This is a genomic window from Streptomyces sp. NPDC111628 (assembly GCF_055635195.1).
In genome coordinates, this window is sequence record NZ_JBVKBZ010000005.1 from 739,502 (window position 1) to 764,711 (window position 25,210).

A 25,210-nucleotide genomic window follows, 5' to 3' on the forward strand; every position below is an offset into this window, starting at 1 on the left:
CTGCGCCCACCCGTGCCGCCCCAGCGGCACGACTGCCCGCAGCTGCGGCGGGGGACGGCGGGCCGCGGCCGCGTACGGCGAGAAGGGGTCGTGTCGGGGGGTGTCCGCACGCAGCGGTTGGCGCGTCAACGCCCCGAGCCTCTTCAAGTGACCGATTCCGCGCCGTTCCGAGGACGGACACCCCCCGACGCGGCCCCGACCCACCCACCGAACCCACGGCGCTACCCGCACCCCCACCACACCCGCACAGGCGCCGCAGGCACCCGCATCCGGGTGGGGGTATGCGCCACACCCGCGCACCCTATGCGGGGTTTGTCTGATTAGCGCGTATCGTCGCCGCATGCCCACGCCCTACGGACCCCGCGGCGGCATGGCGTTCGGTGCTCAGGAGCTTCGCGTGCTCCGGCGAGCCCTCGCCCTCGCCCTGAACCCCAGCCCGGTCTCGGCCCAGGAGGCCCAGGACTGCCTCCACCTCGCCGACTCGCTCGACGAGGCGATGCGGGAGGGCGCCAGGCTGCGCGCCTTCCTGATGGCCGACCTGGCCCGGTACCGCGCCGCCCTCCCCGGCACCGCCACCGGCTACCTCGCACTCCTGGACGAGGCGCTGGGCGCCGGCCACCGCCCCGGGGCGGACGACCTGGCCGCCCTGGGCGCCCTGCGCGGCAACCCCGCCGCAGCCGCCCTCCTGGCCCGCTGCGGCCCCGACACGTCCCCCGCGTCCCCCGCGTCCGCCGCGCCCACCGTCACCCTCCCCGCCGCCCGCACCCACCTCCACGCCGTCCCCGGCGGCCGCCAGTCCGGCAAGGAGCCCCCGCAGAAGCCCGCCACGAAACCGGCCCCCCGTCCCGCCCCCGCCCCGGCCCCCGCCACCCCCAAGCGCCCCGTCCCCACCCCCGGCGAGGTCTTCCCGCCCCGCAAGCCCGCCCCGCCGGCCCCGCCCGCCCCGGACTCCCGGCACCACCTGGCCGCCGGCTGACGGCGCCTGGCTACCCTGGTCCCATGGACTACGTCTCCGCGCTCCTGCCCCCGGCCGTCATGGCCGTCTTCTTCATCGGCTTGATCCGGGTGATCGTGAAGACCCAGGGCGGCGCCAACAAGGCCAAGGAGGACGCGGTCGTCGACGCCGCCCTCGCACGGGCAGAGGGCGCCCGACAGCCGTCCCCCCACCCCGAGGCCTGACCAACCGGCGGACTCCACGCACGGCTCCCGCGTACGGCTCCCGCGTACGGCTCCCTCCTCTGAGGAGCCGTACGCCCCTTTTGTGCCCGTTTTCCGGCGAAGGCGCACGTCCGGCACGCGATCGCGCCGATCTCCCACTATCGTTCGAAGCGTGCCTCGCCCATTGGGAGAACTCGAAGACTCGGTCATGACGAGGGTGTGGAAGTGGAACCGCCCCGTGACCGTTCGAGAAGTCCTGGAAGACCTGCAACAGGAACGGTCCATCGCGTACACCACCGTGATGACCGTTATGGACAATCTCCATCAGAAGGGCTGGGTGCGCCGCGAGTCCGAAGGCCGGGCCTATCGATATGAGGCGGTCTCCACTCGCGCCGCCTACGCCGCCGCCCTCATGAACGACGCCTGGTCCCAGAGCGACAACCCCGCCGCCGCCCTCGTCGCCTTCTTCGGCATGATGAGCGAGGAACAGCGCCAGGCGCTCGGAGACGCCATCCGCATCGTGCAGGGACCGGAAACCCCCGCGCCGGGACCCGGCGCGGTAGCGGACGGCGGGGAGCGATAGCGTCCCCACATGCCAAATGCCATCAGCGTCCGGCGGGCCCGCACCAGGGATGTCCCGGACGTACGCCGGCTCCTCGACACCTACGTCGGTGACCGCATCCTGCTCGACAAAGCGATGGTGACGCTTTACGAGAGCATCCAGGAGTTCTGGGTCGCGGAACGGGACGACAACGCCGAGGTGGTCGGCTGCGGCGCGCTGCACGTGATGTGGGAAGACCTCGCGGAAGTGCGGACCCTCGCGGTGAAGCCCGGCCTGAAGGGCGCGGGCGTCGGCCACAAGCTGCTGGAGAAGTTGCTGGACACGGCCCGCCTGCTCGGTGTTCGCCGCGTTTTCTGTCTGACCTTCGAAGTGGACTTCTTCGTCAAGCACGGCTTCGTGGAGATCGGGGAGACACCCGTCGACGCCGATGTGTACGCGGAGCTGCTGCGTTCCTATGACGAGGGCGTTGCGGAGTTCCTGGGGCTCGAACGAGTGAAACCGAACACCTTGGGCAACAGCCGGATGCTTCTGCATCTGTGATCGCCGTCCGACGCTAGGCATCCGTGGCCCCGGGTGGCCCTTCGCGAGTCCTTCGCAGCCGTTCGAGGTTTATTCCACCGCCGTGCCCTTCATGGGTTCCCTATGTCCGAAACGCGCACGTTTCCGGCCCGGAGTCGAGCTACCGGTCTCTGCCGGGGGTTTGTGTTTTTCCGGCAAAAGCGGTTTGCTTTCCGGCGTACTGCAGTACTGCATATAACAAGGGACGGCGATACGGCGGACGCCGACGGACCCCCGGCCCTCAAGTTATCGATGAAAGGAAATCCGGTGGCACAGAAGGTTCAGGTCCTTCTTGTCGACGACCTCGACGGCGGCGAGGCAGACGAGACCGTGACGTTCGCACTGGACGGCAAGACCTACGAGATCGACCTCACCACCGCCAACGCGGACAAGCTTCGCGGTCTTCTCGATCCGTACTTGAAGGGTGGCCGTCGTACCGGGGGCCGTGCATCGGGCGGTCGCGGCAAGGCGCGCGCAGCTTCCGGGGGCAGCCAGGACACCGCGGCGATCCGCGCCTGGGCCAAGGAGAACGGCTGGGACGTCAACGACCGCGGCCGCGTCCCCGCGAAGGTCCGCGAGGCGTACGAGCAGGCCAACGGCTGATCATCCGACCCGCGCCACGGGCTGCGCCATCGGCCGCGCCCGCGGCGGGCGGCCCGCGGTGAGCCGGACCCGGTGGCACTGTGTGGCCAGGGTGCGGACCAGCCGGGCGAGATCCAGGACGGTTCCGGCGCGGCCGAGGGCGGACAGCGCCGGCAGCGAGGACTCCGCCTCGCGCCCCGGCTCCGGGGGTCGCAGCCAGACGGCGGCCCCCCGCACGCCGTCGCGCTCCGGGGGACGCGGCGGCGGCCCGGCCGGACCGGGCTCCGGGACGACCGGGACAAGGGGCGCCTCCACGAGGCCGCCCGCTCCGACCGCCGCCAGGTCGAGCGCCAGCGAGCCCCACTCCAGCCACTCCAGCAGCCCGGGCAGCTCCTCCGCGCCGCCCGCCGCCACGAGCAGCAGCATCCGCTCGCCCCGGACGGCCACCGGGAACCCCTGCGGGCCCCGTCCGGACCACCCGAGCCGCTCCAGCGTCGCGTACCCCGCGGCGGCCGGCACGTCCAGGACGTCGAAACGGACGCCCGTGCGCAGCCGCACCGGCTCCCCGGGCGCCGTCGGCCACCCGAGCGCGCTCTCGTACCACCACCGTGTCCGCTCCCACGCCGAGCCGCCGTCCCCGGTGGGCCGGCGGGGCGACGGCACGACGGGGGACGCGGGAGCCACGGGGACCGAGTGCGAGGCGCCAACCATGCCAAGTGCAACAGTCGAAAGAGCACTCGGGTTACGCTGGGTGGTGAAACGAGTGCACAGAGTGTCGAAGAAGGGCGTCAAGAGGGGGCGTGCGGGGGTGCGGGGAGGCGCAAGGTTGTTCGCCCGTAGCGGAGGGAACCGGTGCGCGCGGCATGGAGTGTCAGTCCCCGCGGGTAAGACATCCCTAGTGGGAGGGGGCGACATGCAGATCGGGCCGTCTCGCGTTCGCCATCGGCGTACTGGCGAGTGGGGTAAGTGCCTGGCCTGCGGGAACATCGTCTCGCACCATCGGGTTGTGGCAGATGTCGGCGTCAGGGGTCAGGAGGCCATCGACGGTGTCGGCAGTTGGAATGAGCGGTCCCCGCTTGCGGGACTAAGCTGCGGAAGGACAGGGAGGGGAAGTTCCCCCCACTGCCTGACCGCTCTGAGGAGCGATTAACGATGTTCGAGAGGTTCACCGACCGCGCGCGGCGGGTTGTCGTCCTGGCTCAGGAAGAAGCCCGGATGCTCAACCACAACTACATCGGCACCGAGCACATCCTCCTGGGCCTGATCCACGAGGGTGAGGGTGTCGCCGCCAAGGCCCTTGAGAGCCTCGGGATTTCGCTCGAGGCGGTCCGCCAGCAGGTGGAGGAGATCATCGGCCAGGGCCAGCAGGCCCCGTCCGGCCACATCCCCTTCACCCCCCGTGCCAAGAAGGTTCTGGAGCTGTCGCTCCGCGAGGCCCTCCAGCTGGGCCACAACTACATCGGCACGGAGCACATCCTGCTCGGCCTGATCCGCGAGGGCGAGGGCGTCGCCGCCCAGGTCCTGGTCAAGCTGGGCGCAGATCTGAACCGGGTGCGGCAGCAGGTCATCCAGCTGCTCTCCGGTTACCAGGGCAAGGAGACCGCCACCGCCGGCGGTCCTGCGGAGGGCACCCCCTCCACGTCCCTGGTCCTCGACCAGTTCGGCCGGAACCTCACCCAGGCCGCTCGTGAGTCCAAGCTCGACCCGGTCATCGGGCGCGAGAAGGAGATCGAGCGGGTCATGCAGGTGCTGTCCCGCCGTACCAAGAACAACCCGGTGCTGATCGGTGAGCCCGGCGTCGGCAAGACCGCCGTCGTCGAGGGCCTCGCGCAGGCCATCGTCAAGGGCGAGGTGCCCGAGACCCTCAAGGACAAGCACCTCTACACCCTGGACCTCGGCGCCCTGGTCGCCGGCTCCCGCTACCGCGGTGACTTCGAGGAGCGCCTGAAGAAGGTGCTCAAGGAGATCCGCACCCGCGGCGACATCATCCTGTTCATCGACGAGCTGCACACGCTGGTCGGTGCGGGTGCCGCCGAGGGCGCCATCGACGCCGCGTCGATCCTCAAGCCGATGCTGGCCCGAGGTGAGCTCCAGACCATCGGTGCGACCACGCTGGACGAGTACCGCAAGCACCTGGAGAAGGACGCGGCCCTCGAGCGCCGCTTCCAGCCGATCCAGGTCGCGGAGCCGTCGCTGCCGCACACGATCGAGATCCTCAAGGGTCTGCGCGACCGCTACGAGGCCCACCACCGTGTCTCCATCACGGACGAGGCCCTCGTCCAGGCGGCGACGCTCGCCGACCGCTACATCTCGGACCGCTTCCTGCCGGACAAGGCGATCGACCTGATCGACGAGGCCGGTTCCCGGATGCGCATCCGCCGGATGACCGCGCCGCCGGACCTCCGCGAGTTCGACGAGAAGATCGCCGGCGTCCGCCGCGACAAGGAGTCCGCGATCGACTCGCAGGACTTCGAGAAGGCCGCCTCCCTCCGCGACAAGGAGAAGCAGCTCCTGGCCGCCAAGGCCAAGCGCGAGAAGGAGTGGAAGGCCGGCGACATGGACGTCGTCGCCGAGGTCGACGGCGAGCTGATCGCCGAGGTCCTCGCCACGGCGACGGGCATCCCGGTCTTCAAGCTCACGGAGGAGGAGTCGTCCCGCCTGCTGCGCATGGAGGACGAGCTCCACAAGCGGGTCATCGGCCAGGTCGACGCCGTCAAGGCGCTGTCCAAGGCGATCCGCCGTACCCGTGCCGGTCTGAAGGACCCGAAGCGTCCCGGTGGCTCGTTCATCTTCGCCGGCCCGTCCGGTGTCGGTAAGACCGAGCTGTCCAAGGCGCTGGCGGAGTTCCTCTTCGGTGACGAGGACGCGCTGATCTCCCTCGACATGTCGGAGTTCAGCGAGAAGCACACGGTCTCGCGGCTCTTCGGTTCGCCCCCCGGCTACGTGGGCTACGAGGAGGGCGGCCAGCTGACGGAGAAGGTCCGCCGCAAGCCGTTCTCGGTCGTCCTCTTCGACGAGGTCGAGAAGGCCCACCCGGACATCTTCAACAGCCTTCTGCAGATCCTGGAGGACGGTCGCCTGACCGACTCCCAGGGCCGGGTTGTGGACTTCAAGAACACGGTCATCATCATGACGACCAACCTCGGCACCCGGGACATCTCCAAGGGCTTCAACCTCGGCTTCGCCGCCGCGGGTGACACGAAGTCCAACTACGAGCGCATGAAGAACAAGGTCCAGGACGAGCTCAAGCAGCACTTCCGGCCCGAGTTCCTCAACCGTGTCGACGACGTGGTCGTCTTCCCGCAGCTCAGCCAGGGCGACATCCTGAAGATCGTCGACCTGATGATCGACAAGGTGGACGAGCGCCTCAAGGACCGGGACATGGGCATCGAGCTCTCCCAGTCCGCCAAGGAGCTGCTGTCCAAGCGGGGCTACGACCCGGTGCTGGGCGCGCGTCCGCTGCGCCGCACGATCCAGCGCGAGGTCGAGGACACGCTGTCGGAGAAGATCCTCTTCGGCGAGCTGCGTCCCGGTCACATCGTGGTCGTGGACACCGAGGGCGAGGGCGACACGGCGACCTTCACCTTCCGGGGTGAGGAGAAGTCGACCCTCCCCGACGTCCCGCCGATCGAGCAGGCGGCCGGGGGCGGCGCGGGCCCGAACCTGAGCAAGGAGGCGTAGCCCTCCGGGGTGAGCCTGGAAGGGGGCCTGCCCGGGACTTTGGTCCCGGGCAGGCCCCCTTGCCGTGTGCCGCGTCAGCGTTCGTCCACGGTCACTTCGGCGTCCCCGAAGAGGGGTGCGTGCCGGTCGCCGGCGAAGCGCTTGCCGGGGTGGGTCTGCAGGGTGACCTGTCGCAGGCCCGGCAGGCGCGAGGCCAGCGCGGCGAGATCCTCCGTTCCGTGCAGAGCCGTGACCCGCAGGGACGTGACCCCCGGCAGTTCCGGCATGGCCTCGACGGACTGCGGGAAGCGCGTGACGATCGCCCGGTTGACGTGCAGGCGGGTCAGCCGGGGAAGCGCGGCCACGGAACGCCAGTCGGCAGCCGTCAACGGGGAGGTCAGCGGACCGATGCTGAGCTCGGAGAGCCGGGCCCAGTGCTCCAGTCCCCGCAGGCCCGTCCGGTCCGTGGTGTGCCGGCCCAGGAAGAGGAACTCCAGCTCGGCAGCGGTCGGCAGCACATCGGTGAGGCAGTCGCCGGGCAACTCCTGATCGAGGGAGACGCGCCGCAGCGAGCCGAGTGCGCCGAGGCCGGTGAGGTCCGAGATCCGGCCGCAGGCGAGATCGACGAGTGGCAGTCCCGCCAGCTTGTCCAGACCCCGAGCGGCATCGCACCCCTGGACCCACAGGCCGCCGAGCGAGCTGAACGGCAGCAGGCCCCCGAGATCGTCCAGGGCTGGATTGTCCCGTATGTCGATCAGGGTCACGGCCGCGGGCGACGGAACGGCGGCCAGGACGTCGGCGACGGCGTGGCCGCCCCGGAGGGACAGCCCGTGCCAGGGGCGCATGGCCGCCAGGGCGGCGCGCTGTTCCTCCGTCTCACAGGCGACCAGCAGGTCGGGCCGGTGCAGGTGGTCCAGCACCTCGGCGGCGTACTCCGCGGTGTCGAAGCGGCCCCAGGTGCCGGCCAGCTGTCGTCGCACGTCCAGGGAGCGATGTTCCCTGAACCGACGCAGCACCGCGAGCGCACCGCTCGGCGCCTGCCCCGCCAGCAGCGAAGCCGTCACCGTCACCCCGTGCGCCTCCGCGTCCGTCAGCCCCTCCGGACCCGGCAGCAGCTCCAGTACCAGTGGCCCAGCATCCGCCAGGGCCTTCGCGTCCTCCTTTGACCCCGGCGGGACCAGCGCCCCCGCCCGCGCCTCCACCTCCGCCCGCACCGCCGGGTCCAGGGCCGTAGCGTGCTCCAGGCAGGCCAGGGCCAGCAGCGTCAGCCGGGGCGTGTCCTGCGCCAGCAGCCTTCGCAGCAGCACCGCCCGCTCGCCGGGCCGGGCGTGGGCCACCGCCATGCGAATGACGTCCTCCCACTGGGTGTGGCCCGCGTGGCCCGCGAGGACGTCGAGGTGGCCCTCCTCGACCGCGTACCGCGCGCCCAGGTAGTCCTGGAAGGTGCGGTGGACGAAGTCCAGTGAACCCTCGCCGGGCTGCCGGAGGAGCCCGCTGCGCAGGACCAGCGCCCGCAGGACCGTCGCCGCGTCGCCCTGCCCCGCCGCCGAGGCCACCGACGGCAGCGCGCGCTCCACGATGCCCTCGGCCGTCTCCACCGCCATCTCCGTGCGCCCGCTCAGCACCAGCGCGTACGCCAGCCGCTGGAGCAGCTCCAGCTGGGCCTCCTCGCCCAGCTCCACCGCGTCCATGCCCCGCTCCCGGTCCCGGCGGGCCAGCAGCATGGTGAGGGCGGCGTCGTACAACTCCTTGCGGCCCGTGGGGAGGTAGCCTCGGCGCTCCCGGTGCAGGGCGCAGATCAGGCCGCACATCAGGGGGTTGGTGGCGAGCCGGGCCAGGTCGCGCTTGGTGCGCAGCGAGTCCAGCAGCCGGGCCTCGAACTCGGGTGCCTCGGCGGCCGCGTGCCAGCGCCGTACGAAGGTCGTCACGTCGTCCCGGCGCATCGGGATGAGGGCAAGCTCCCGGAAGCCCTCGGCGGCCAGCCAGTCGGGGCGTACCGCGGTGGGGCGCGAGGTGAGCAGCCAGCGGTTGCCGGGGAAGGCGCGGATCAGGGCGAGGAGCCAGTCGCGGGTGCGGTTCCGGTCGGCGGCGGGGATCTCGTCCAGGCCGTCGACGAGGACCAGGCCCCGGCCGGCGTCCAGCACCCGTTCCGCCCAGGCCTCCGGAGGGGTGAGCGGGCAGCCCACGGCGGTGAGGAAGGCCGCGGGGGAGGGCAGGGCGCCCGCACGGGTCAGTGTGCGCAGCGGCAGTACGTAGGGGACCCGGTCCCCGTCGCGCGCGGCGGTCACCGCCAGCCACTGCACCAGCGTCGTCTTGCCGGAGCCCGCGTCGCCGCGCAGCAGTACGCGGTCGTGGGTGGTCAGCGCCGCCTCGGCGGGGAGGCTGACGGTGCGTTCCGGCTCGGCGTCCTCCCCGGGGAGCGCGGTGTGCTCCTCCTGCGCGGTTGCCTCCAGGCTCAGGTAGGCGACCTCCAACGGCCACCGGTCCGGCGAGTCGCGCAGGTCGATGCCGTAGATGGTGATGCGGTTGTGCCGGTCCGCGACGTAGGGCAGGTAGCGGCGCTCGAACGCCGTGTCGCGGGCGTCGGGCCTGGGAACGCGGGCGATCAGCTCGTCGACCTTGGCGATCAGCTCGGCCTGGCCCCGTGTCTGCGCGACCAGCGTGCGCGCGACGAACGTCGACCGCCGGGTGAAGAACTCCAGGATGTGCAGGCAGGCCCACTCGGTCGCCGAGTCGAGGAAGTAGCGGGCGTCGGTGGAGAGCCCGTCTCCGGAGCGGGCCGTCTGCCGACGCAGCCGGGCGGCCAGTTCGGCGTGCCCCAGCCGCACCGCCTGGACGTCGTCCATGTCCAGGTCGCCGAGGGCGAGGAGCCGCGCCGCCAGGGCGCCGGTGACGGCCGTCTCCTCGTCGCGGGGGAAGGGCGGCTCGCCCCCGGAGTCCAAGGCCGCCGCCACCAGCTTCCCGGCGAGCAGCCGCACCTCCCTCTCGCCCAGCGTGCGCCGCTCGCCGCGGAAGGACACCAGGCGGTCCAGCCGGACCGGTCGGTCCACCAGTCCGGCGCCGGGGCCGCCCGTCACGAACAGCTTCTTCACCAGCGGGGCGACCAGGCTGGACGCCAACTTGCCGCCGAGTACGGCCGGTTCCATGCGCCACCCCCGTGGTCGGTCGACGAGGGGAGCATATCGATCGTCAGGACAACTGACCGTCGTAGTCCGGGAGCTTGAACGTCCTCTCGGCGTGGCCGCCCGACAGGTCGGTGGCGCTGTTGCCGATGTTCGCGATGATCGTGTAGCCCTTCGACTCGATCTCGGCGCGCTGTTCGGTCTTGTACTCGGCGACGTCCTTGAACAGGTCCAGGAAGCCGCGGACGTACAGCCCCGAGGACTCGTACCCGGCGTGGGCGAGCTTCCACTCGGTGGGCGCCTCGATGATGCCGGGACGGGCGGTCACGAAGAACAGGGCGACGCCGTGCTCCTGGGCGTACTCGGCGACCTCCAGGACCGGCCGGTTGGCGGGCTGGGGGTAGCTGAAGCCGAAGTCCGTCTCCAGGGAGGTGTTGTCGATGTCGAGGACGACGGCCTGCTTCTCACCGGGGGCGGAGTCGGCGATCCGCTCCTTCAGGTAGGGCAGCGCCGCGTCCATGACGGCCCGGCAGTCCCGCTGCCAGGTGTCGTAGCCGACGTCGGCGGCAGCGGCGGCCGTCACCGTCGCGGGGGGCGTCTCGGCCGGGGCGGCGACGGACGGCGTGACGGTCGCGGTGAGCGCCGCCGCGACCACGGCGGCCGTGCCGACGACCCGTGTCCAGGTGCGGCGCCGGGTCCCTCTGGTCTGTCCGGTCTGGTCGGTCATGGGGGGTGGGGTCCTCTCATGCCTGCGCGGATGCCTGACGGCAAAGTTGTCGCGTGCATGCTTGCCCCAGCAAGTGGCCGGACGGCAACGATTGGGTTACTGAGCAGTAGTCGGCTCCCCCGCCTGCGCCTACGCCGTGATCTCCACCCCGTCCGGCACGTTCCGCACCCGCGGCAGCCGGGGATTGACCCGCAGCACCCGCAGCCGGGGGAAACCGGAGAGCCACGAGACGTCCGTGTCGGGCAGCTCCGCGTTGAGCCACAGGTGGGTCAGCTGGCCGGGGAGCAGGCCCGCGAGCAGTTCCTCGGCCCGCATCACCCCGGCCACCTGGATGCGCGGACGCCCGCCGAGCTCGCGCAGCGCCGCCAGCTCGGCGGTGTCGGCGACCGGGAAGTAGAGGCCGTCCGGGTCCAGGTGGGCGATGATCTCCTGGGCGTAGCGCTCGGTGTCGAAGTGCCGCCAGCCCCGGGCCAGTTCGGTGCGCACCGGCAGGGCGGCACGGGAGCGCAGCCGGACCAGGTAGTCGATGGCCGCGTCGTCCTGGACGCGGGTCGCGGTGCAGGCGAGCAGCAGGGCCTGCCGGTCGTCGGGCACCTGGCCCGGGTCGGGCAGCAGCTCGAGCACGATCGGGCCGACCCAGCCGAGCCCCCGGGCGGCCAGCTCCGTCGTCGGGCGCACCAGGTTCTTCGTACGGTCGTGGACGAGCCGCTGGACGGCCGGGTCGAGCTCGGTGACGTGGTCCAGGCAGGCCGCGGCCATCAGCCGGCGGTGGTTGATCTGCGGGCGGCGCAGTGCCGGCGCGGGCGCCAGCAGCCGTTCCAGGAACTGGGCGCACTCCTCGGGGCGGGCGTGGGCGGCGGCCATCCGGATGACCTCCTCCCACTCGGACTGGTGGGCGTGGTCCACCAGCGTGGGGAAGCGGCCGCGGGCCACGATCTCCTTGGCGGCCAGGTAGTCCTGGAAGGTGCGGTGGACGAAGTCGACCGACTCGCCCGACCGTTCGCGCAGCAGGCCCGTGCGGTGCAGCAGATGCCGGAAGATCTTCGCGCCGTCCCCCTGCGCGCGGGCGGCGGGCATCGCGGGCAGCGCGGCGTCCAGGATGCCGACCGCCCGCTCCCGGGTCAGCTCGGAGGCGTCCTCCTCCAGCATGGCGTGGGCCAGCTTCTGCAACAGCCGTTCCCTGGTGCTCTGCTGGAGCCGCACGTCGTCGGCGTACAGGACGTCCCGTTCGGGGTCGCGGCGCTGGAGCAGCATCTCCAGGGCGGCGTCGTACAGCTCCTTGCGGCCGCTGGGCAGGGAGCCCGCCCGGTCCCGGTTGAGGGCGCATATCAGGCCGCACATCAGGGGGTTGGTGGCGAGCTGGCGCAGTTCGCGGTAGATCCGCACGGAGTGCAGCAGCCGCTGCTCGTACTCGTCCAGCGTGCGGCGCTCCCGCTCGCGTTCCCGCGGCCCGGGGGAGCGGCTCTGCTCGTCGAGGCGGGCCGCCGAGTGCCAGTCCCGGATGAACCGCGTCACCCGGTCCCGGGACATGGGGGCGAGGGACAGCTCGACGAAGTCCTCCTCGGCCAGCCCTCCCCCCGACAGCCAGCCGTCGGCGACGGCGGACGGCCGGGAGGTGACCAGGCAGCCGTTGCCGGAGAAGACGCGCAGCAGCCGGCGGAGCCGGTCGCGCAGCTCGCCGCGGGTCTTCTCCGGCGCCTCGTCGATGCCGTCGACCAGCAGCAGGGCCCGGCCCGCGAGCAGGGTGCGCACCACCCAGCCCTCCGGAGCCCGGTCGGCGAGCGGGTGCCGGACCGCGTGCAGGAAGTCGTCCGGGGCCGGGAAGCCCTCGCGGGCGAAACGGCGCACGGGCAGCACGAAGGGGACCCGGGAGCCCTCCCGGGCGGCGGCCACGGCCAGCCACTGCACCAGGGTCGTCTTGCCCGAACCGGCGCCGCCGCGCAGCAGTACCCGGTCGTGGTCCTCCAGGGCGCGGTCCGCGAGCAGCACGGTGCGCTGCTCGTCCTCGGTGGCGCCCACCCCGCCGCTGCGCTCCTCCGCCTCCAGGCTCAGGTAGGTCTCCTCCAGCGGCCAACGGTCGGGCGCGTTGGGGAAGTCCACGCCGACGATGGTCAGCCAGCCGTGCCGCCGGGCCACCCACTCGGCGTACTCGGCCTCGAACGCCACGTCCGCCTCCGGTCGTTCGGCCTGCCGGGCCGCCGCCTCCGCGTCGCCCAGGTCGACCAGCTGGGCGATCCGGCTCGCCCGCCCCGGCAGTTGCCGCTGGAGGTACGCGGAGCGCCGCACCAGGTGGTGCAGGACGTGCAGGCACACCGACACCAGCAGCGCGTCGTGGAACCAGGCCGCGTCCGGGGACAGTTCCCGGTCGGCGCCCTGCACCGCGCCCCGCAGCCGCCGCGCGTAGTCCTGCGGGCCCAGCCGTACGGCGTCGGCGTCGGTGACGTCGACCTCGGCGATGGCGAGCAGGGTGCGGGCCAGGACGTCGACGACCGGGGCCAGTTCCGCGGTGGGCGCGGCATGCCGCTCGGCGGCGAGGTGGACCAGGTCGGCGGCGGTGCGGTGGACGTCGTCCGGGGTGGCCGCGGCCCTGGCGCCGCGCCAGGAGACGAGGCCGGGGACCGGTTCGGAGAACACCGGTGGGCGGGCGGGGTCGCGGAAGAGCCGGTGGACGAGGGGGGCGGCGAGACGGGAGGGCGTGCGGACGACGGCATCCATGAAGGTGGGTTACCCCTGGGGTTGGGAGGACAAAGAGGCGAACGGGCCCTGGAGTTCCACGCCGTCCGGCACCTGCCGGGCCACGGCCTCGTCCAGGTCCGCGAGCACCGACACCGTGCGCAGCCGGGGGAAGGCGGTGAGCCAGGCCAGCCCCTCGACGGGGTGCGGAGCCTCGAGCGTCAGGTGCGTGAGGCGCTCGGGGACGACCAGTTCCGTCAGGTCGTCCACCCGGTACGCGCCGCGGACGAATATGTGCCCCCAGCCGCCGAGCGAGCGCAGCACGTGGAGGTCGTCGGTCGTGGTCACCTCGACGGCCCGCTGCCGGGGCAGGTGCGCGAGGATCTCCCTGGCGTACTGTTCCCGATCGAAGCGGTTCCAGGACGTGGCGAGGAACTCCTGCACGTCGGCGCCGGTGTGTTCCCGGAACCGGGACAGGAACTGCAGCGCCGCCTCGCTGCCCACGCTGACCGCCGTGTGCACCACCCTGGCCGCGGTGCCGTCGTCGATGCCGTCCTCCGGCCCGGGCAGCAGCCCCAGCACCAGATCGCCACCGGCCCGCGCCACTTCCCGCGCCGCCTCGAAGGTGCTCGGCGGAACATGGGTGGCCAGCCCGTCCTCCACCCGCCCCCGCACCGTCGGCGCCACCTCGGCCGCGTATCGCAGCCCGGCCGCCGCCAGCAGCGTCCCGCGCGGGGTTCCCAGCTCCGTGAGCCGGCGCAGCATCTGCTCCGCCTCCTTCGGCCGGGCGTGGGCGAGGGCGAGCAGGATCACGTCGTCCCACTCGTCCAGGTGGGCGTGGTTGACCAGCAGGTCGAAGTCCATCTCCTGCACGGCGAGCCGGGCCCCCAGGTAGTCCTGGAAGGTGCGGTGCAGGAAGTCCACCCGGCCCTCGGCGGGCTCGCGCAGCAGCCCGGAGCGCAGCAGCAGCGCGCGGTAGACCTCCTGCCCACCGGCATCGGCCAGGTTCAGCGCGGGCAGCGCCCGGTCCACGATGCCGAGCGCCTCGTCGCGGTCCATCTCCTGGCGGCTGTTGCGGATCAGCCACCACGCCAGCTTCTGCAGCAGCTGCACCTGCGTGGCGTACGCGAGGCGCACCCCGTCGGAGCCGTGCAGTTCCCGTTCCCGGTCCCGGCGTTCCAGGAGCATGGTCAGGGCGGCCTCGTAGAGCGACCGGCGGTCCTGGGGCAGGAAGCCCCGCCGGTCGCGGTGCAGGGCGCACAGCATGCCGCACATGAGCGGATTGGTGGCGAGCCCGTTCAGCTCCGAGGTGCTCCGCACGGCGGCCAGCAGGGACTCGCCGACGGACTCGGCCACCTCGGCCGCCCGGTGCCAGCGCCGTACGAAGGTGGCGACGCCGTCGCGGCCCATCGGGGCGAGGACCAGTTCGCTGAACCCCTCGGCCGCCAGCCAGTCCTCCGGTACGGCCGAGGGCCGCGAGGTGACCAGCCACAGGTTCCCGGGGAAGGCCCGCACCAGCTCGCGCAGCCAGCGCCGGGCGGCGGCACGGCGGTCCCCGGCGATCTCGTCGATGCCGTCGACCAGCAGCACCCCGCGCCGGGCCCGCAGGACGCGCTCCACCCACCCCGGCGGCTGCTCCCCGGCGACGGGGCAGCCGACCGCGCGCAGGAAGTCGCCGGGAAAGGGCAGCTCGGCGCCCGGCCGGACGATCCGGCGCATCGGCAGCACGAACGGCACCCGTCCGATGAGGTGGGTCAGCCCGTGGTCGTAGACCCGGTTGGCCGCCGTGACCGCGAGCCACTGCACGAGCGTCGTCTTGCCTGATCCGGCGACGCCGCGCAGGAACACCTGGTCGTGACCGGCGAGCACCTGCTCGGCGGCCACGACCGCGTACTCCGGGTCCCGGCGCCCGTCCCGCCCCGCCCGCGGCCGCGTCGCCTCCAGGCTCAGATACGCCGTGTCCAGCGGCCACTCCCGGGTCCCGGCGTCCAGCCCGTAGATGGTGAGCGTGCCGTACCGGGCGGCGACGTGGTCCGCGTAACGCGCCTCGAACCCGGCGTCCTCGGCCGACTGGGACGGCAGCCGTTCCAGCAGGACGTCGACGGCCTGGACCAGCCGGGCCAGCTGCTGCGTCTGGACGGTCAGCTGCCGGGCGACGTAGGTGGAGCGCTGGGTGAGGAAGTTCAGGATGTGCAGCGAGGCGGTGTGCAGCAGCCGCTCGTACAGCAGCGTGCCGCCCTCGCCGAGCCCGTACGGGGCCAGGGGCACGCCGGCGCCCAGCTCGCGGGCGAAGCGCTCGGGGCCGAGCCCGACGGCCTCGTAGTCCTCGACGGTGATCTCGCCGAGCCGGGCGAGCGTGCGGGCCAGGGCGTCCTTGACGGCCGCCCCCTCCGCGGCGTCCACGGGCTCCTCGCCGGGTCCGGCCGAGGCCAGCGCCCTGCGGACCAGCTCTGCGGCGATCTTGTCGACGTCCTTGGGCGTGACGTTCCGCTTCTCGCTCCGGAAGGACACCAGCGCCGATATCCGCACCGGCCGGTCCACCAGCCCCGCTCCCGGCCCGTCCCGGACGAAGAGCCGCTTGACGAGCGGTGCGACCGCGCTGGACGCGACACGGGCCCCGAGTGCTGTGACGTCGACCATGTTCCGAGCCTAGGTGAACCCCCTTGTGCGGGGGGCGGGTTAGCCGGGACGGGAGTAGCCCCCGTCACATTCACCGGCTCTTCGATCACGGCCGCCGGTGATGTGCCGCACAGGCCGATTGCCGTGTACTACGGGGAATAGTGGCCGCCACAAGAACTACGAAAACGGACATAACGGAGCGGGTGGCGGTGGACTTGCCGGGGCTCTGAGCTGGTTTTGTCCAAAATGGCCGCTCTGGTGTGAGTGGTGAAGTTTCACTCTGAAGTACTAAATAGGGTCGTAGGTCACACCTTTGTGCGGTTCGGGGTCGCCGGGTTACCAAGGTTGAGCCCGCCCGGTGAGCGCCTTGTGCGTCCCGCCGGTGGGCATTCCTCTGCACCCGTCCCCATGAGGTTCGAATGTTTCCGCGTGTCACGTCCCGTTCTTCCCGTACGACCATCCGCACCCGCGCCGCGGTGATGGCCGCAGGCCTCGGAGCCTCGGTCGCACTGGGAGCCGGGGTCGCGGCCGCCACCGGCACCACGGCGGCCTCCAGCACCACCGCCGCCGCGAGCGCCGTAGAGGCCCAGGCCGCGGCGCAGGCCAAGGCGGCGAAGGCCGAGAAGGCCGCCGCGAGCGCCAAGAAGTCCACCACCGCCACGAAGACGGCCACCAAGAAGAAGGCCGCCTCCTGGGTCGACCCGGTCAAGAAGTACGAGCTGAGCGCCAGCTTCGCCCAGAACGGCGGCATGTGGGCGCACAAGCACAGCGGCCAGGACTTCGCCGTGCCGATCGGCACCAACGTCGTCGCCGCCCACGGCGGCACCGTGGTCAAGGCCGGCGGCAACGGCGCCGGTGACGGCCCCGCCTACGGCAACGCCATCGTCATCAAGCACGGCAACGGCACGTACTCCCAGTACGCGCACCTGTCCAAGATCAACGTGAAGATAGGCCAGATCGTGAAGACGGGCCAGTCGATCGCCAAGTCCGGCAACACCGGTAACTCCAGCGGTCCGCACCTGCACTTCGAGATCCGCACCACCCCGAACTACGGCTCGGCCGTGGACCCGGTCGCCTTCCTGCGCGGCAAGGGCGTGACCGTCTGACGGACGGGGCCAGGGGCGCCGTGACGGCGCCCCCTACGCGCCCGCGGCTCCCCCTACGCGCCCGCGGCTCCCCCTACGCGCCAGCGGCTCCCCGGTGGGCCTGGGTGACCAGATCGGTGGCGACCTCGAGAACGGCAGCACGCTGTTCCTCGGGGTCGCCTTCGAGGTCCCGGAGCACGAACATCCCGGCGTGCAGCGTGAACAGCGCGCTGATGCAGCGGACCTGGTCGACCAGGTCCGCCTCGGGGTCCATGAGGATGTCGCGCAGGCCGAACATCCGGTGCTTGAACAGCTCGCCGATCCGCAGGTCACGCACCGTGGCCTGGTTCTCCTGCATGAAGCGGAACAGCGGCGCCGCGCCGGCCAGCGCCTCGCTGTAGCGCCGGATGATCTCCTGCTTCGTCTCCAGGGTGTGCGGCTGCTCCCGCCCCCACTCGATCAGGTGCTCCAGCGGCCGGGAGAGGTCCTCGAAGATGCTGACGAGGATCTCTTCCTTGGTCTTGAAGTGGTAGTAGAGCGCGGCCTTGGTGACGTCCAGGCGCTCGGCGATCTCGCGCAGGGAGGTCTTCTCGTATCCCTGCTCCGCGAAGAGCTCGAGCGCCACGTCCTGGATGCGCTGGCGGGTGTCCCCGCGGCGTCGCTGCTGCTTGGTGCCGTTCATTGTGCCGCCCATCCTCCTACGCACCTCCTGCCCCGCGCACTTTCCGAAAAACTTACTTGACGCCCGGCTAGTTACGCGCCTACCTTTCCCAGTGTAGACAACTTGCCGGGCGGCAAGTAAGTGGCAAGTGGCACAGCGGTAGCTGGGGGAGTAGGAGAGATGGCCGAGAAAACGGAGGCGGCGGCCGGGGCCGACGCCGGAAAGCAGCCGAGGAGCGTGCGGGTCGTCCTGCTCGCCCTCATGATCGCGATGATGCTCGCGATGCTCGACAACATGATCATCGGCACCGCGATGCCGACGATCGTGGGCGAGCTGGGCGGCCTGGAGCACCTGTCCTGGGTCGTCACCGCCTACACCCTGGCCACCGCGGCCTCGACGCCGCTGTGGGGCAAGCTCGGCGACATGTACGGGCGCAAGGGCTCGTTCATGACGTCGATCGTGATCTTCCTGGTCGGCTCGGCGCTCAGCGGCATGGCCCAGGACATGGGCCAGCTCATCGGCTTCCGCGCGATCCAGGGCCTCGGCGCCGGCGGTCTGATGGTCGGCGTCATGGCGATCATCGGCGACCTGATACCCCCCAGGGAGCGCGGGAAGTACCAGGGCATGATGGCCGCCGTCATGGCGCTGGCGATGATCGGCGGACCGCTGGTCGGCGGCACCATCACCGACCACTGGGGCTGGCGCTGGTCCTTCTACATCAACATCCCGCTCGGCGCGATCGCGCTCGTCGCCATCAGCGCCGTGCTGCACCTGCCGAAGAAGCGCAGCAAGGCCCGGATCGACTACCTGGGTGCCGCGCTGCTGACCATCGGCATCACCGCCATCGTGCTCGTCACCACCTGGGGCGGCACCGAGTACGCCTGGACCTCCGCGCGGATCATGGAGCTGATCGGCATCGGCGTCGCCGCGCTGATCGGGTTCGTGTTCTGGCAGACCAGGGCCGCGGAGCCGATCGTGCCGCTGCACATCTTCCGCAGCCGCAACTTCACGCTGATGTCCGTCATCGGCTTCATCGTCGGCTTCGTGATGTTCGGCGCCACCCTCTTCCTGCCGCTGTACCAGCAGGCGGTGCAGGGCGCGTCCGCCACCAACTCCGGGCTGCTGCTCCTGCCCATGCTGGGCGCGATGCTCGTCACCTCGATGGTCGCCGGTCGCGTCACCACCAACACCGGCCGCTACAAGATCTTCCCGGTGGCGGGCGGCGCGCTGATGACGGTCGGCCTGTACCTGCTGTCGACCATGGACACCGACACCACCCGCTTCACCTCCGGCCTGTACATGGCCGTCGTCGGTCTCGGCATGGGCTGCCTGATGCAGATCACCATGCTGGTGGCGCAGAACAGCGTGGAGATGAAGGACATGGGCGTCGCGTCCTCCTCCACCACCCTCTTCCGCACCCTCGGCTCCTCCTTCGGCGTCGCGATCATGGGCGCGCTGTTCAACAACCGGGTCCAGGACGTCATGGCCGAGCGGGCCGCGGGCTCGGGCGCCAAGGCGACGGAGCAGTCGGCGACGCTCACCGCGGAGGCGCTGAAGGCGCTGCCGGCCGGGATCCGCGACGCCTACCAGCACGCGGTGTCCTCAGGTACCCACACCGCGTTCCTGCTGGGCTCCGCGGTGGCCGTCCTCGCGCTGGTCGCGGCGGTCTTCGTGAAGGAGGTCCCGCTCAAGGGCGCGGGCCCGAAGGCGGCCGACGCCCCGGCCGACGGTGACGGCGACCAGGCCGCGGCGAAGGCACCGGTGACCGAGGCCGTCTGACCTCGCGGCGGCCCTGCCGCCCTCCCCTCACCGGGCCCCCGGGTGACTTCGGTCATCCGGGGGCTTCGTCGTGGTCCTGGCCCGGTCGGGCCTTGCTGCGACGATGGGGGCATGGACGAGGAAGTCATCCCCATTCTCCGCGTCGCCGAGGCCGCGGCGGCGGTCGCCTGGTACGAGCGGCTGGGCTTCGAGCAGCAGTGGGAGCACCGCTTCGAACCGGGATTCCCGGTGTTCGCCGAGGTCGCCCGGGGCCGGATGCGGTTGTTCTTGTCGGAGCACGAGGGCGATGCCCGACCCGACACGTTGGTCTACCTCCGCGTGCGCGACGTCGATGCCGTCGCCGCCGAGTTCGGCGTGCGGGTGGAGGACGCTCCGTGGGCGCGCGAGATCGAGCTGCGCGACCCCGACGGCAACCGGCTGCGGATCGGCACGCCGACACAGTGAGGCCGGGCCCGCTCGGTACACCTGCGGCGATCAGCGCCGGGGCGGCGCCGGAGCGGCCTTGCTGACGCACTCGAACCACACCGTCTTGCCGCCCTCGTCCGCGTACGGCGTGACACCCCACCGGTCCGTCACACCCGCGACGATCACGAGCCCCCGCCCGCCCTCGCCCAGTGCGTCCCCGGCCGCCGGGACCGGCAGCTCGGGCAGGCCTGGGCAACTGGAGAGTTTGCTGGCCGCGCGACTGGAACGCCAGCGCATCCTCGACTGGGAGAAGCCGCCCTTGACCTTGGTGATCCTGGACGAGGCCGTCCTCCACCGCCCGGTTGGTGGCGATGCCGTGATGAGGCGCCAACTGGGCAGCCTGTTGAAGTTCACCGATCACCGCTGGATGCGTATCCAAGTGCTGCCGCTGTCCAGCGGCGAACACCCCGGTCTTGCCGTGGCGTTCAACATCCTGCGTTTCGAGGACCACCCGGACGTCTTCTACACGGAGGACATGATGTCCGGCCACATGACAGCCAATCCGGAGACCATCAAAGAAGCCAACCTCAATTACGCTCACTTGCAAGCAGCCGCTCTCTCCGTGAAGGACTCAGCGGCGCTGATCGCCCGCGTAATGGAGGAACGCTATGAACACCGGACCGAGCGAGACCCAGTGGCGTAAGTCCAGCTACAGCGGCCCCAACGGCGGCGACTGCGTCGAAGTCGCCGACGGCTGCGCCACCGGCGTCGTCCCCGTCCGGGACAGCAAGAACCCGTCCGGGCCGGTCGTCACCGTCGGAGCCGGTGCCTGGCAGTCCTTCGTCGACGGCCTGCGGTAACGACCCGCCCGCTACTGCTCACCCCGGTCCGCCTGCCGGGCGAGGAACTCCTCGCACCATGAACACGTCCACCGGACCCTCGCTCGTCACGGCGAATCCGTGCCGTTCGTACAGTCTCCGGGCGGGACTGCCCCGCAGCACGTTCAGCCGGACCACGGTGCCCTCGCGGTCGCACCGTTCCAGCAGCTCGCGCAGCACGGCCGTACCGATGCCGGCGCCCTGCACCCGCGGGTCCAGATAGAAGTGCTCCAGCCAGTGGGCGTCGTCGGCCGGGCGCAGCGCCACGCACCCGGCGAACGCGCCGTCCACCTCGATCACCCGGGTGTGCGCCGGGACGAACCCGTCCCGCAGCCGCTGCCGCACCCGCCGCGCGTCGTACCGCCCGAGCCGCTCCAGATCCGCCCGCAGCACCAGGGCACGCAACTCGGCCACCGCCTCGACGTCCGCCGCCGAGGCCGGTCGCAGTCCCCAGTCCGCCATGATCGTCAGACTAATGTGTCGCCCCCTGGGCGAGCAGCCGCTCCACCAGCAACAGGGCACCGACGAGGATCATCGCGGCGCCCGAGAACCGGGACACCGCGGTGGCGATGGCCGGGCGGGCGCCCAGGATCCGGCGGGCCGTGGCGCCGACGCCCGTGTAGACCACGGCGCAGTTGGCCGTGTGCACCAGGCCGAGGGCGACGATCTGCGCGGCGAAGGGCCAGTCCGCGTCCCGGGCGGCGAACTGCGGCAGCAGGGCGAGGAACAGCAGCAGCGCCTTGGGGTTGAGGCCGCTGATGCCCGCTCCTCTCGCCGCACGGCCCACCCACGAGCCGGAGCCGTCCCTGCCGTCGCCCTCCTCGGCCCGGGGCGCCGCGGGGCGGGCCAGGGTCGTGGCGCCGAGCCAGATCAGATAGGCCGCACCGGCGGCCGTCAGCGCGGTCAGCACCGTCGGTGAACCGGCGACCGCCGTCGCCAGGCCCGCGGCGACCACAGCGGTCAGCAGGACGTATCCGCTCAGCATGCCACCGACGGCGGGCAGTACCGACCGGTGCCGCAGTCCCGCCGTGATCGCGTAGGCCCAGTCCGCTCCCGGGACGAGCACCAGCAGGAAGGACACCGACCAGAAGGCCCCGATGCCGGCCATCTCCACCGTCTCCACCTCACACTTCTTTCAGCTCCTCCTGAGGAAGATTAGGAAAGATTGCCCGAAAGGTGCTTCCAAGATGTCCCCGTCTCGGCCGCGGCAATGGAAGAATTTCCCCCATGGATGACGTCGACCGGAAGATCCTTGCCGAGCTGCAGCGGGACGGTCGGCAGACCCTGACCGAACTTGCCGAGCGGGTCCGCCTCAGTGTCTCCCCCTGCCACCGGCGCCTGCGCGCGCTGGAACGCTCCGGGGCGATCACCGGCTACCACGCCGCACTGAACGCCCCCGCACTCGGCCTGGGCTTCGAGGCGCTGGTCTTCGTCACCATGCGGTACGAGGACCGCCAGACCGTGGCCGCCTTCGAAGCGGCCGTGGCCGAGATCCCGCACGTCCTCCAGGCCCAGCGGCTGTTCGGCGACCCCGACTACCTGCTGCGCGTCGTCACCCGCGACCTGGAGGCGTACCGGCGGCTCTACGACGAACGGCTCGCCTCCCTCCCCGGCGTGCAGCGCCTCAGCTCCACCCTCGTCATGGCCAACCTGGTCGAGGCCCGCCCGCTGCCGCTGTGACACCCGAGTCGTCGGGAGATGGGGGAGGTGCCGCACGCGTGATCGAGCGGGATGTCGCGATTCGGATCGTCGAAGAAGAGCTGGAGCGCACCTACCAGAAGGAGCTGGCGGCCGGTCTCGCCCCGATGCGGATGGCTGTGGCGGATGTGGAGGAGCACGAACTGGTGTGGATCGTCGGCTGGACGACCGAGGAGTACCTGCGGACCGAGGACCGCCGGTTCCTGCCGGTCGGCAACGGGCCCTACCTGGTCGACCGCGGCGACGGAAGCCTGCACACCATCGGCGTCCTCTCCGCCATGGCCGGGGCGTGGGAGGACGACTATCGCGTCCGGGTCCGGGGACAGACCGTGCGGACCGCGGTGGACGATCTGCACGACGAAGTGCGGGCCGCAACGGCCGAACGGGGACGGGTGCACGCCTCGCGCGTTCTTCGTCAAAGGGTTCCCGAACTGACCCCCGCCCAGGCCGTCGACTACGTGGCCGCCCTGAAAACGGGCGCCGCCCCGGCGCACCTCGTGGCGGTCGCCGCCGTGAGGCTGGTGCCGCCCGTGGATCCGGTCATGTCGGTGCGGACCCTTCGCGGAGGGAGGCCCGCACCCGGTTGAGTCCCTCCGCCCTCCAGTGGTCCCGCTCGGGCATCTGGTCGTCCCGGCGCCAGCGCCAGGCCGAGAACATCGCCCAGTTCAGGGCCCGGCACCGGCCGATCAGACCCTGGTCGGCCCCCGCGTAGTGCTGTCCCACGTCTTCGGGGGCGTGCGCGAGGTCGAACTCGACCGGCCCGCGGCAGCAGGTGGCGAGGTCCACGAAGAGCGGTCCTCTCCTCGTATTGAGGAGGTTGCCCGGATGCGGCTCGCCGTGCAGCAGCTGGTCACCGGCCCGGTCGGCGCCGATCTCCGCGCCCAGACCGCCGAGGGTGTCGCCGAGGAAGGCCCGGTCGGCGTCGGACAGCTCGGGAGACCGCTCCGGGTCACTCACCTCTCTCAGCGCCGCGGCGACTCGATCGGTGAAGTGCGGGGCGGTCAGATCGATCCCGCGCAGGGCGGTGTGGTGGCGCCGGAAGGCGTCGGCGTAGTCGGTCGGCGCGATCTCCGAGGGCAACGGCTCGTAGTAGGTCCAGAGCGAGACGGCGAAGGCGTCCCGCACGTGGACCCGGGGAGCGACCCGGGGGTCGAGCCCGGCCACCGGAGCGTCGACGTCTTCGAGGCGGCGGGCGACCTCCACCTCGAACGCGGAGTCGGCCAGATGACCCACGGGCGCGACCCGCGCCAGGACGTCGCAGGGGAGCAGACGCAGCGCGACCCGGTCCGAGTCGTGGACGACGGCCACGTTGGTGGCCTCGAGACCCAGCTCCGCAGCGGTCGCCCGGCCCGCCTCGATCGCGCGGCGGAGTTCCGAAGGCTCCACGTGGCCCTCCTCAATGTCGGCGGGGCCACTCCTGACCCGGCGGGAAGCATTCCACGACAGGACCCGATCCGGCCCCTGGTTTTTCGGGCCGCCAAGGGCGTCCGGCACCCTCCCACCCAGGACGTCAGCGCTTCGGGGACGTCTCCCGGGCCGACGACGACGCCCCGCCCTTCGACCGGTCCGGCAGCATCGGGTAGCTCCCCGTGTTGGTCGGCGCGTGTTCCGGCAGCCACAGGACGGCGACCGCACCCTCGGCCGGTATGTGCGCGGGGGCGCCGGCCGGACGTACGTTGCGGAAGGTGAGCCGGGCGCCCAGGACGCGGGCCTGACCGGCCGCGATGGTCAGGCCGAGCCCGTGCCCGCGGCCGGCCCGGTCCGTGCTCCCGGTGCGGAACCGGCTCGGGCCCTCGGCCAGCAGGTCCTCGGGGAAGCCCGGCCCGTGGTCGCGGACCCGGATCACCCGGCCCTCGACGCTGACCTCGACGGGCGAGCGGCCGTGCCGGGCGGCATTGGCGAGCAGGTTGAACAGCACGCGCTCCAGGCGGCGCGGGTCGGTGGTGACCTCCGACTCGTGGATCACCCGCACCTCGACGGCGGGGTCCTTGGCGGCGACCCGCCGGGACACGAAGTCGCCCAGCATGATGTCCTGCAGCTCGGCCCGCTCCGAGGCCCCGTCGAGCCGGGCCACCTCCAGGACGTCCTCGACGAGGGTGCGCATCGCCTTCGCCCGGTCGAGGACCAGCTCGGTCGGCCGGCCCGGCGGCAGCAGCTCGGCGGCCGTGAGCAGACCGGTGACCGGGGTGCGCAGCTCGTGCGCGATGTCCGCGGTGACCCGGCGCTCGGCCTCGATGCGCTGCTGCAGGGCGTCCGCCATCGCGTCCACGGCACGCGCGACGTCGTCCGTCTCGTCCCGCACGACGCCGCCGATGGCGTCCCGCACCCGGACGTCCGCCTCACCGCCCGCGACCCGGTTCGCCGCGGCGGCGGCCTCGCGCAGCCGACGCGACAGCTGACCGCCGATGAGCACGCCCAGCGCGCTGCCGCCGAGGACGACCGCGATGGAACCGATGACCAGGGCCTGGTCCAGGTCGCTGAGGATGTCCGCGCTGCGGTCGGTGAAACCGGAGTGCAGGGACATCACATGCCCGTCCTTGAGCGGCACGGCCGCCCAGATGTCCGTCACTCCGTCCGGCCGCTCGGAGACGTACGTGGCCCGGCGCCCCGCGTCGATCTTGCGGCGCAGCTCCGGGGGCAGGGCGGGGTCGTCGATCTGGGCGTTGGGGAAGTTCTGCCGCCCGGACAGCTCGTAGTTGCGCTGGGCGATCAGGACCCGGTCGTCGGCGAGGTCACGGGCGTTGTCGAGCATCGACACCCGGGCGGCATTGTGCACGACCAGGCTCAGCGCGACCGCCACCAGCGCACCGACCAGCGCGATGGCCGCGCTCAGCTTCCAGCGCAGCCCGGTGCGGATACCCCGGGCACGCAGCCCGCGCACACCGATGCCGCGCGTACGCTCGCCCGGTCCCGCCTGCTCACCGGATCCCGTGTGCTCGCCGGGCCCCGCGTGACCGCCGGGCCCCGTGCGGTCGTACGGGTGCCCCGGCGGCGAGACGCTCCGGCGTTGTCGGAAGAACCCCCGCATATCCCTGTATCCCCG

Annotated in this window: 23 protein-coding genes and 1 pseudogene; 13 read left to right on the forward strand and 11 right to left on the reverse strand. The window is 71.8% G+C overall.

From position 1 onward, the window contains the following. The first annotated feature begins 340 nt into the window (after positions 1-340). From ACZ7MF_RS29255 to ACZ7MF_RS29275, 5 genes are all read left to right on the forward strand, one after another. The gene (locus ACZ7MF_RS29255) at positions 341-976 is read left to right on the forward strand and encodes a hypothetical protein (protein ID WP_471481116.1); all 636 of its coding nucleotides are present in this window, start codon (positions 341-343) and stop codon (positions 974-976) included. Between the two features lie 23 nt (positions 977-999). Further along, the gene (locus ACZ7MF_RS29260; protein ID WP_471481118.1) at positions 1,000-1,179 is read left to right on the forward strand and encodes a hypothetical protein; all 180 of its coding nucleotides are present in this window, start codon (positions 1,000-1,002) and stop codon (positions 1,177-1,179) included. A 163-nt stretch (positions 1,180-1,342) separates the two neighbouring features. Beyond that, complete coding sequence (locus tag ACZ7MF_RS29265; protein WP_356859806.1) at positions 1,343-1,741, forward strand: BlaI/MecI/CopY family transcriptional regulator; 399 nt, start codon at positions 1,343-1,345, stop codon at positions 1,739-1,741. A gap of 9 nt (positions 1,742-1,750) precedes the next feature. Continuing rightward, a complete protein-coding gene (locus ACZ7MF_RS29270) occupies positions 1,751-2,260 on the forward strand; it encodes an amino-acid N-acetyltransferase (RefSeq protein WP_356859570.1) in 510 nt (169 codons plus the stop codon). A gap of 285 nt (positions 2,261-2,545) precedes the next feature. Then, positions 2,546-2,881: a histone-like nucleoid-structuring protein Lsr2 gene (locus ACZ7MF_RS29275; RefSeq protein ID WP_003975458.1), complete on the forward strand. Its 336-nt coding sequence runs from the start codon at positions 2,546-2,548 to the stop codon at positions 2,879-2,881. Here ACZ7MF_RS29275 and ACZ7MF_RS29280 read toward each other — a convergent pair whose 3' ends face one another. After that, positions 2,882-3,571 carry an SCO3374 family protein gene (locus tag ACZ7MF_RS29280; protein ID WP_471481119.1) on the reverse strand — a complete coding sequence of 230 codons (690 nt, stop codon included), beginning with the start codon at positions 3,569-3,571 and terminating at the stop codon, positions 2,882-2,884. 441 nt (positions 3,572-4,012) lie between these two features. Between ACZ7MF_RS29280 and ACZ7MF_RS29285 the strand changes: the two genes are divergently transcribed. Further along, complete coding sequence (locus ACZ7MF_RS29285; protein WP_471481121.1) at positions 4,013-6,541, forward strand: ATP-dependent Clp protease ATP-binding subunit; 2,529 nt, start codon at positions 4,013-4,015, stop codon at positions 6,539-6,541. Positions 6,542-6,615: 74 nt separating this feature from the next. On the opposite strand, the gene ACZ7MF_RS29290 is transcribed toward ACZ7MF_RS29285, so the two are convergent. The 4 genes from ACZ7MF_RS29290 to ACZ7MF_RS29305 form a co-directional block, all read right to left on the reverse strand. After that, complete coding sequence (locus tag ACZ7MF_RS29290; protein ID WP_471481124.1) at positions 6,616-9,666, reverse strand: NACHT domain-containing protein; 3,051 nt, start codon at positions 9,664-9,666, stop codon at positions 6,616-6,618. 43 nt (positions 9,667-9,709) lie between these two features. Next, positions 9,710-10,369 carry an HAD family acid phosphatase gene (locus tag ACZ7MF_RS29295; RefSeq protein ID WP_471481126.1) on the reverse strand — a complete coding sequence of 220 codons (660 nt, stop codon included), beginning with the start codon at positions 10,367-10,369 and terminating at the stop codon, positions 9,710-9,712. 129 nt (positions 10,370-10,498) lie between these two features. Then, positions 10,499-13,084: an NACHT domain-containing protein gene (locus ACZ7MF_RS29300; RefSeq protein WP_471481128.1), complete on the reverse strand. Its 2,586-nt coding sequence runs from the start codon at positions 13,082-13,084 to the stop codon at positions 10,499-10,501. 9 nt (positions 13,085-13,093) lie between these two features. After that, positions 13,094-15,682 (reverse strand): NACHT domain-containing protein, encoded by a 2,589-nt coding sequence (locus ACZ7MF_RS29305; RefSeq protein WP_471481130.1) that lies wholly within the window; start codon positions 15,680-15,682, stop codon positions 13,094-13,096. Positions 15,683-16,080: 398 nt separating this feature from the next. On the opposite strand from ACZ7MF_RS29305, the gene ACZ7MF_RS29310 reads away from it, so the two are divergent. Then, complete coding sequence (locus ACZ7MF_RS29310) at positions 16,081-16,767, forward strand: M23 family metallopeptidase (protein ID WP_356859556.1); 687 nt, start codon at positions 16,081-16,083, stop codon at positions 16,765-16,767. Between the two features lie 73 nt (positions 16,768-16,840). Here the strand turns inward: ACZ7MF_RS29310 and ACZ7MF_RS29315 are convergent, their stop codons facing one another. After that, a complete protein-coding gene (locus ACZ7MF_RS29315) occupies positions 16,841-17,428 on the reverse strand; it encodes a TetR/AcrR family transcriptional regulator (protein ID WP_471481132.1) in 588 nt (195 codons plus the stop codon). A gap of 159 nt (positions 17,429-17,587) precedes the next feature. On the opposite strand from ACZ7MF_RS29315, the gene ACZ7MF_RS29320 reads away from it, so the two are divergent. Both ACZ7MF_RS29320 and ACZ7MF_RS29325 read left to right on the forward strand, forming a co-directional pair. Continuing rightward, entirely contained in the window at positions 17,588-19,186 is a 1,599-nt protein-coding gene (locus ACZ7MF_RS29320; RefSeq protein WP_471481134.1) for an MDR family MFS transporter, read from the forward strand. 111 nt (positions 19,187-19,297) lie between these two features. Further along, entirely contained in the window at positions 19,298-19,630 is a 333-nt protein-coding gene (locus ACZ7MF_RS29325; RefSeq protein WP_471481136.1) for a glyoxalase superfamily protein, read from the forward strand. 30 nt (positions 19,631-19,660) lie between these two features. Here ACZ7MF_RS29325 and ACZ7MF_RS29330 read toward each other — a convergent pair whose 3' ends face one another. Further along, complete coding sequence (locus tag ACZ7MF_RS29330) at positions 19,661-19,888, reverse strand: ATP-binding protein (RefSeq protein ID WP_471481234.1); 228 nt, start codon at positions 19,886-19,888, stop codon at positions 19,661-19,663. On the opposite strand from ACZ7MF_RS29330, the pseudogene ACZ7MF_RS29335 reads away from it, so the two are divergent. Continuing rightward, a pseudogene (locus tag ACZ7MF_RS29335) lies at positions 19,827-20,294 on the forward strand (DUF5753 domain-containing protein); the annotation flags it as partial. The gene ACZ7MF_RS29330 and the pseudogene ACZ7MF_RS29335 sit on opposite strands and share 62 nt — an antisense overlap. Beyond that, the gene (locus tag ACZ7MF_RS29340; RefSeq protein WP_471481138.1) at positions 20,260-20,451 is read left to right on the forward strand and encodes a DUF397 domain-containing protein; all 192 of its coding nucleotides are present in this window, start codon (positions 20,260-20,262) and stop codon (positions 20,449-20,451) included. The pseudogene ACZ7MF_RS29335 and the gene ACZ7MF_RS29340, both read left to right, overlap by 35 nt. Positions 20,452-20,469: 18 nt before the next feature. Here the strand turns inward: ACZ7MF_RS29340 and ACZ7MF_RS29345 are convergent, their stop codons facing one another. Both ACZ7MF_RS29345 and ACZ7MF_RS29350 read right to left on the reverse strand, forming a co-directional pair. Further along, on the reverse strand, positions 20,470-20,931 hold the full coding sequence (locus tag ACZ7MF_RS29345; protein ID WP_471481140.1) for a GNAT family N-acetyltransferase: 462 nt from the start codon (positions 20,929-20,931) through the stop codon (positions 20,470-20,472). Between the two features lie 10 nt (positions 20,932-20,941). Continuing rightward, positions 20,942-21,577 (reverse strand): LysE family translocator, encoded by a 636-nt coding sequence (locus ACZ7MF_RS29350; protein ID WP_471481233.1) that lies wholly within the window; start codon positions 21,575-21,577, stop codon positions 20,942-20,944. 119 nt (positions 21,578-21,696) lie between these two features. Between ACZ7MF_RS29350 and ACZ7MF_RS29355 the strand changes: the two genes are divergently transcribed. After that, a complete protein-coding gene (locus tag ACZ7MF_RS29355) occupies positions 21,697-22,149 on the forward strand; it encodes an Lrp/AsnC family transcriptional regulator (protein WP_398328361.1) in 453 nt (150 codons plus the stop codon). Positions 22,150-22,187: 38 nt separating this feature from the next. Next, on the forward strand, positions 22,188-22,754 hold the full coding sequence (locus ACZ7MF_RS29360; protein ID WP_471481142.1) for a YrhB domain-containing protein: 567 nt from the start codon (positions 22,188-22,190) through the stop codon (positions 22,752-22,754). Here the strand turns inward: ACZ7MF_RS29360 and ACZ7MF_RS29365 are convergent. Together ACZ7MF_RS29365 and cseC are read right to left on the reverse strand one after the other, a co-directional pair. After that, complete coding sequence (locus tag ACZ7MF_RS29365) at positions 22,708-23,553, reverse strand: phosphotransferase (RefSeq protein ID WP_471481144.1); 846 nt, start codon at positions 23,551-23,553, stop codon at positions 22,708-22,710. The two genes, ACZ7MF_RS29360 and ACZ7MF_RS29365, sit on opposite strands and share 47 nt — an antisense overlap. A gap of 124 nt (positions 23,554-23,677) precedes the next feature. Then, entirely contained in the window at positions 23,678-25,195 is a 1,518-nt protein-coding gene (gene cseC, locus ACZ7MF_RS29370) for a two-component system sensor histidine kinase CseC (RefSeq protein WP_471481146.1), read from the reverse strand. Between the last annotated feature and the right edge of the window lie 15 nt (positions 25,196-25,210).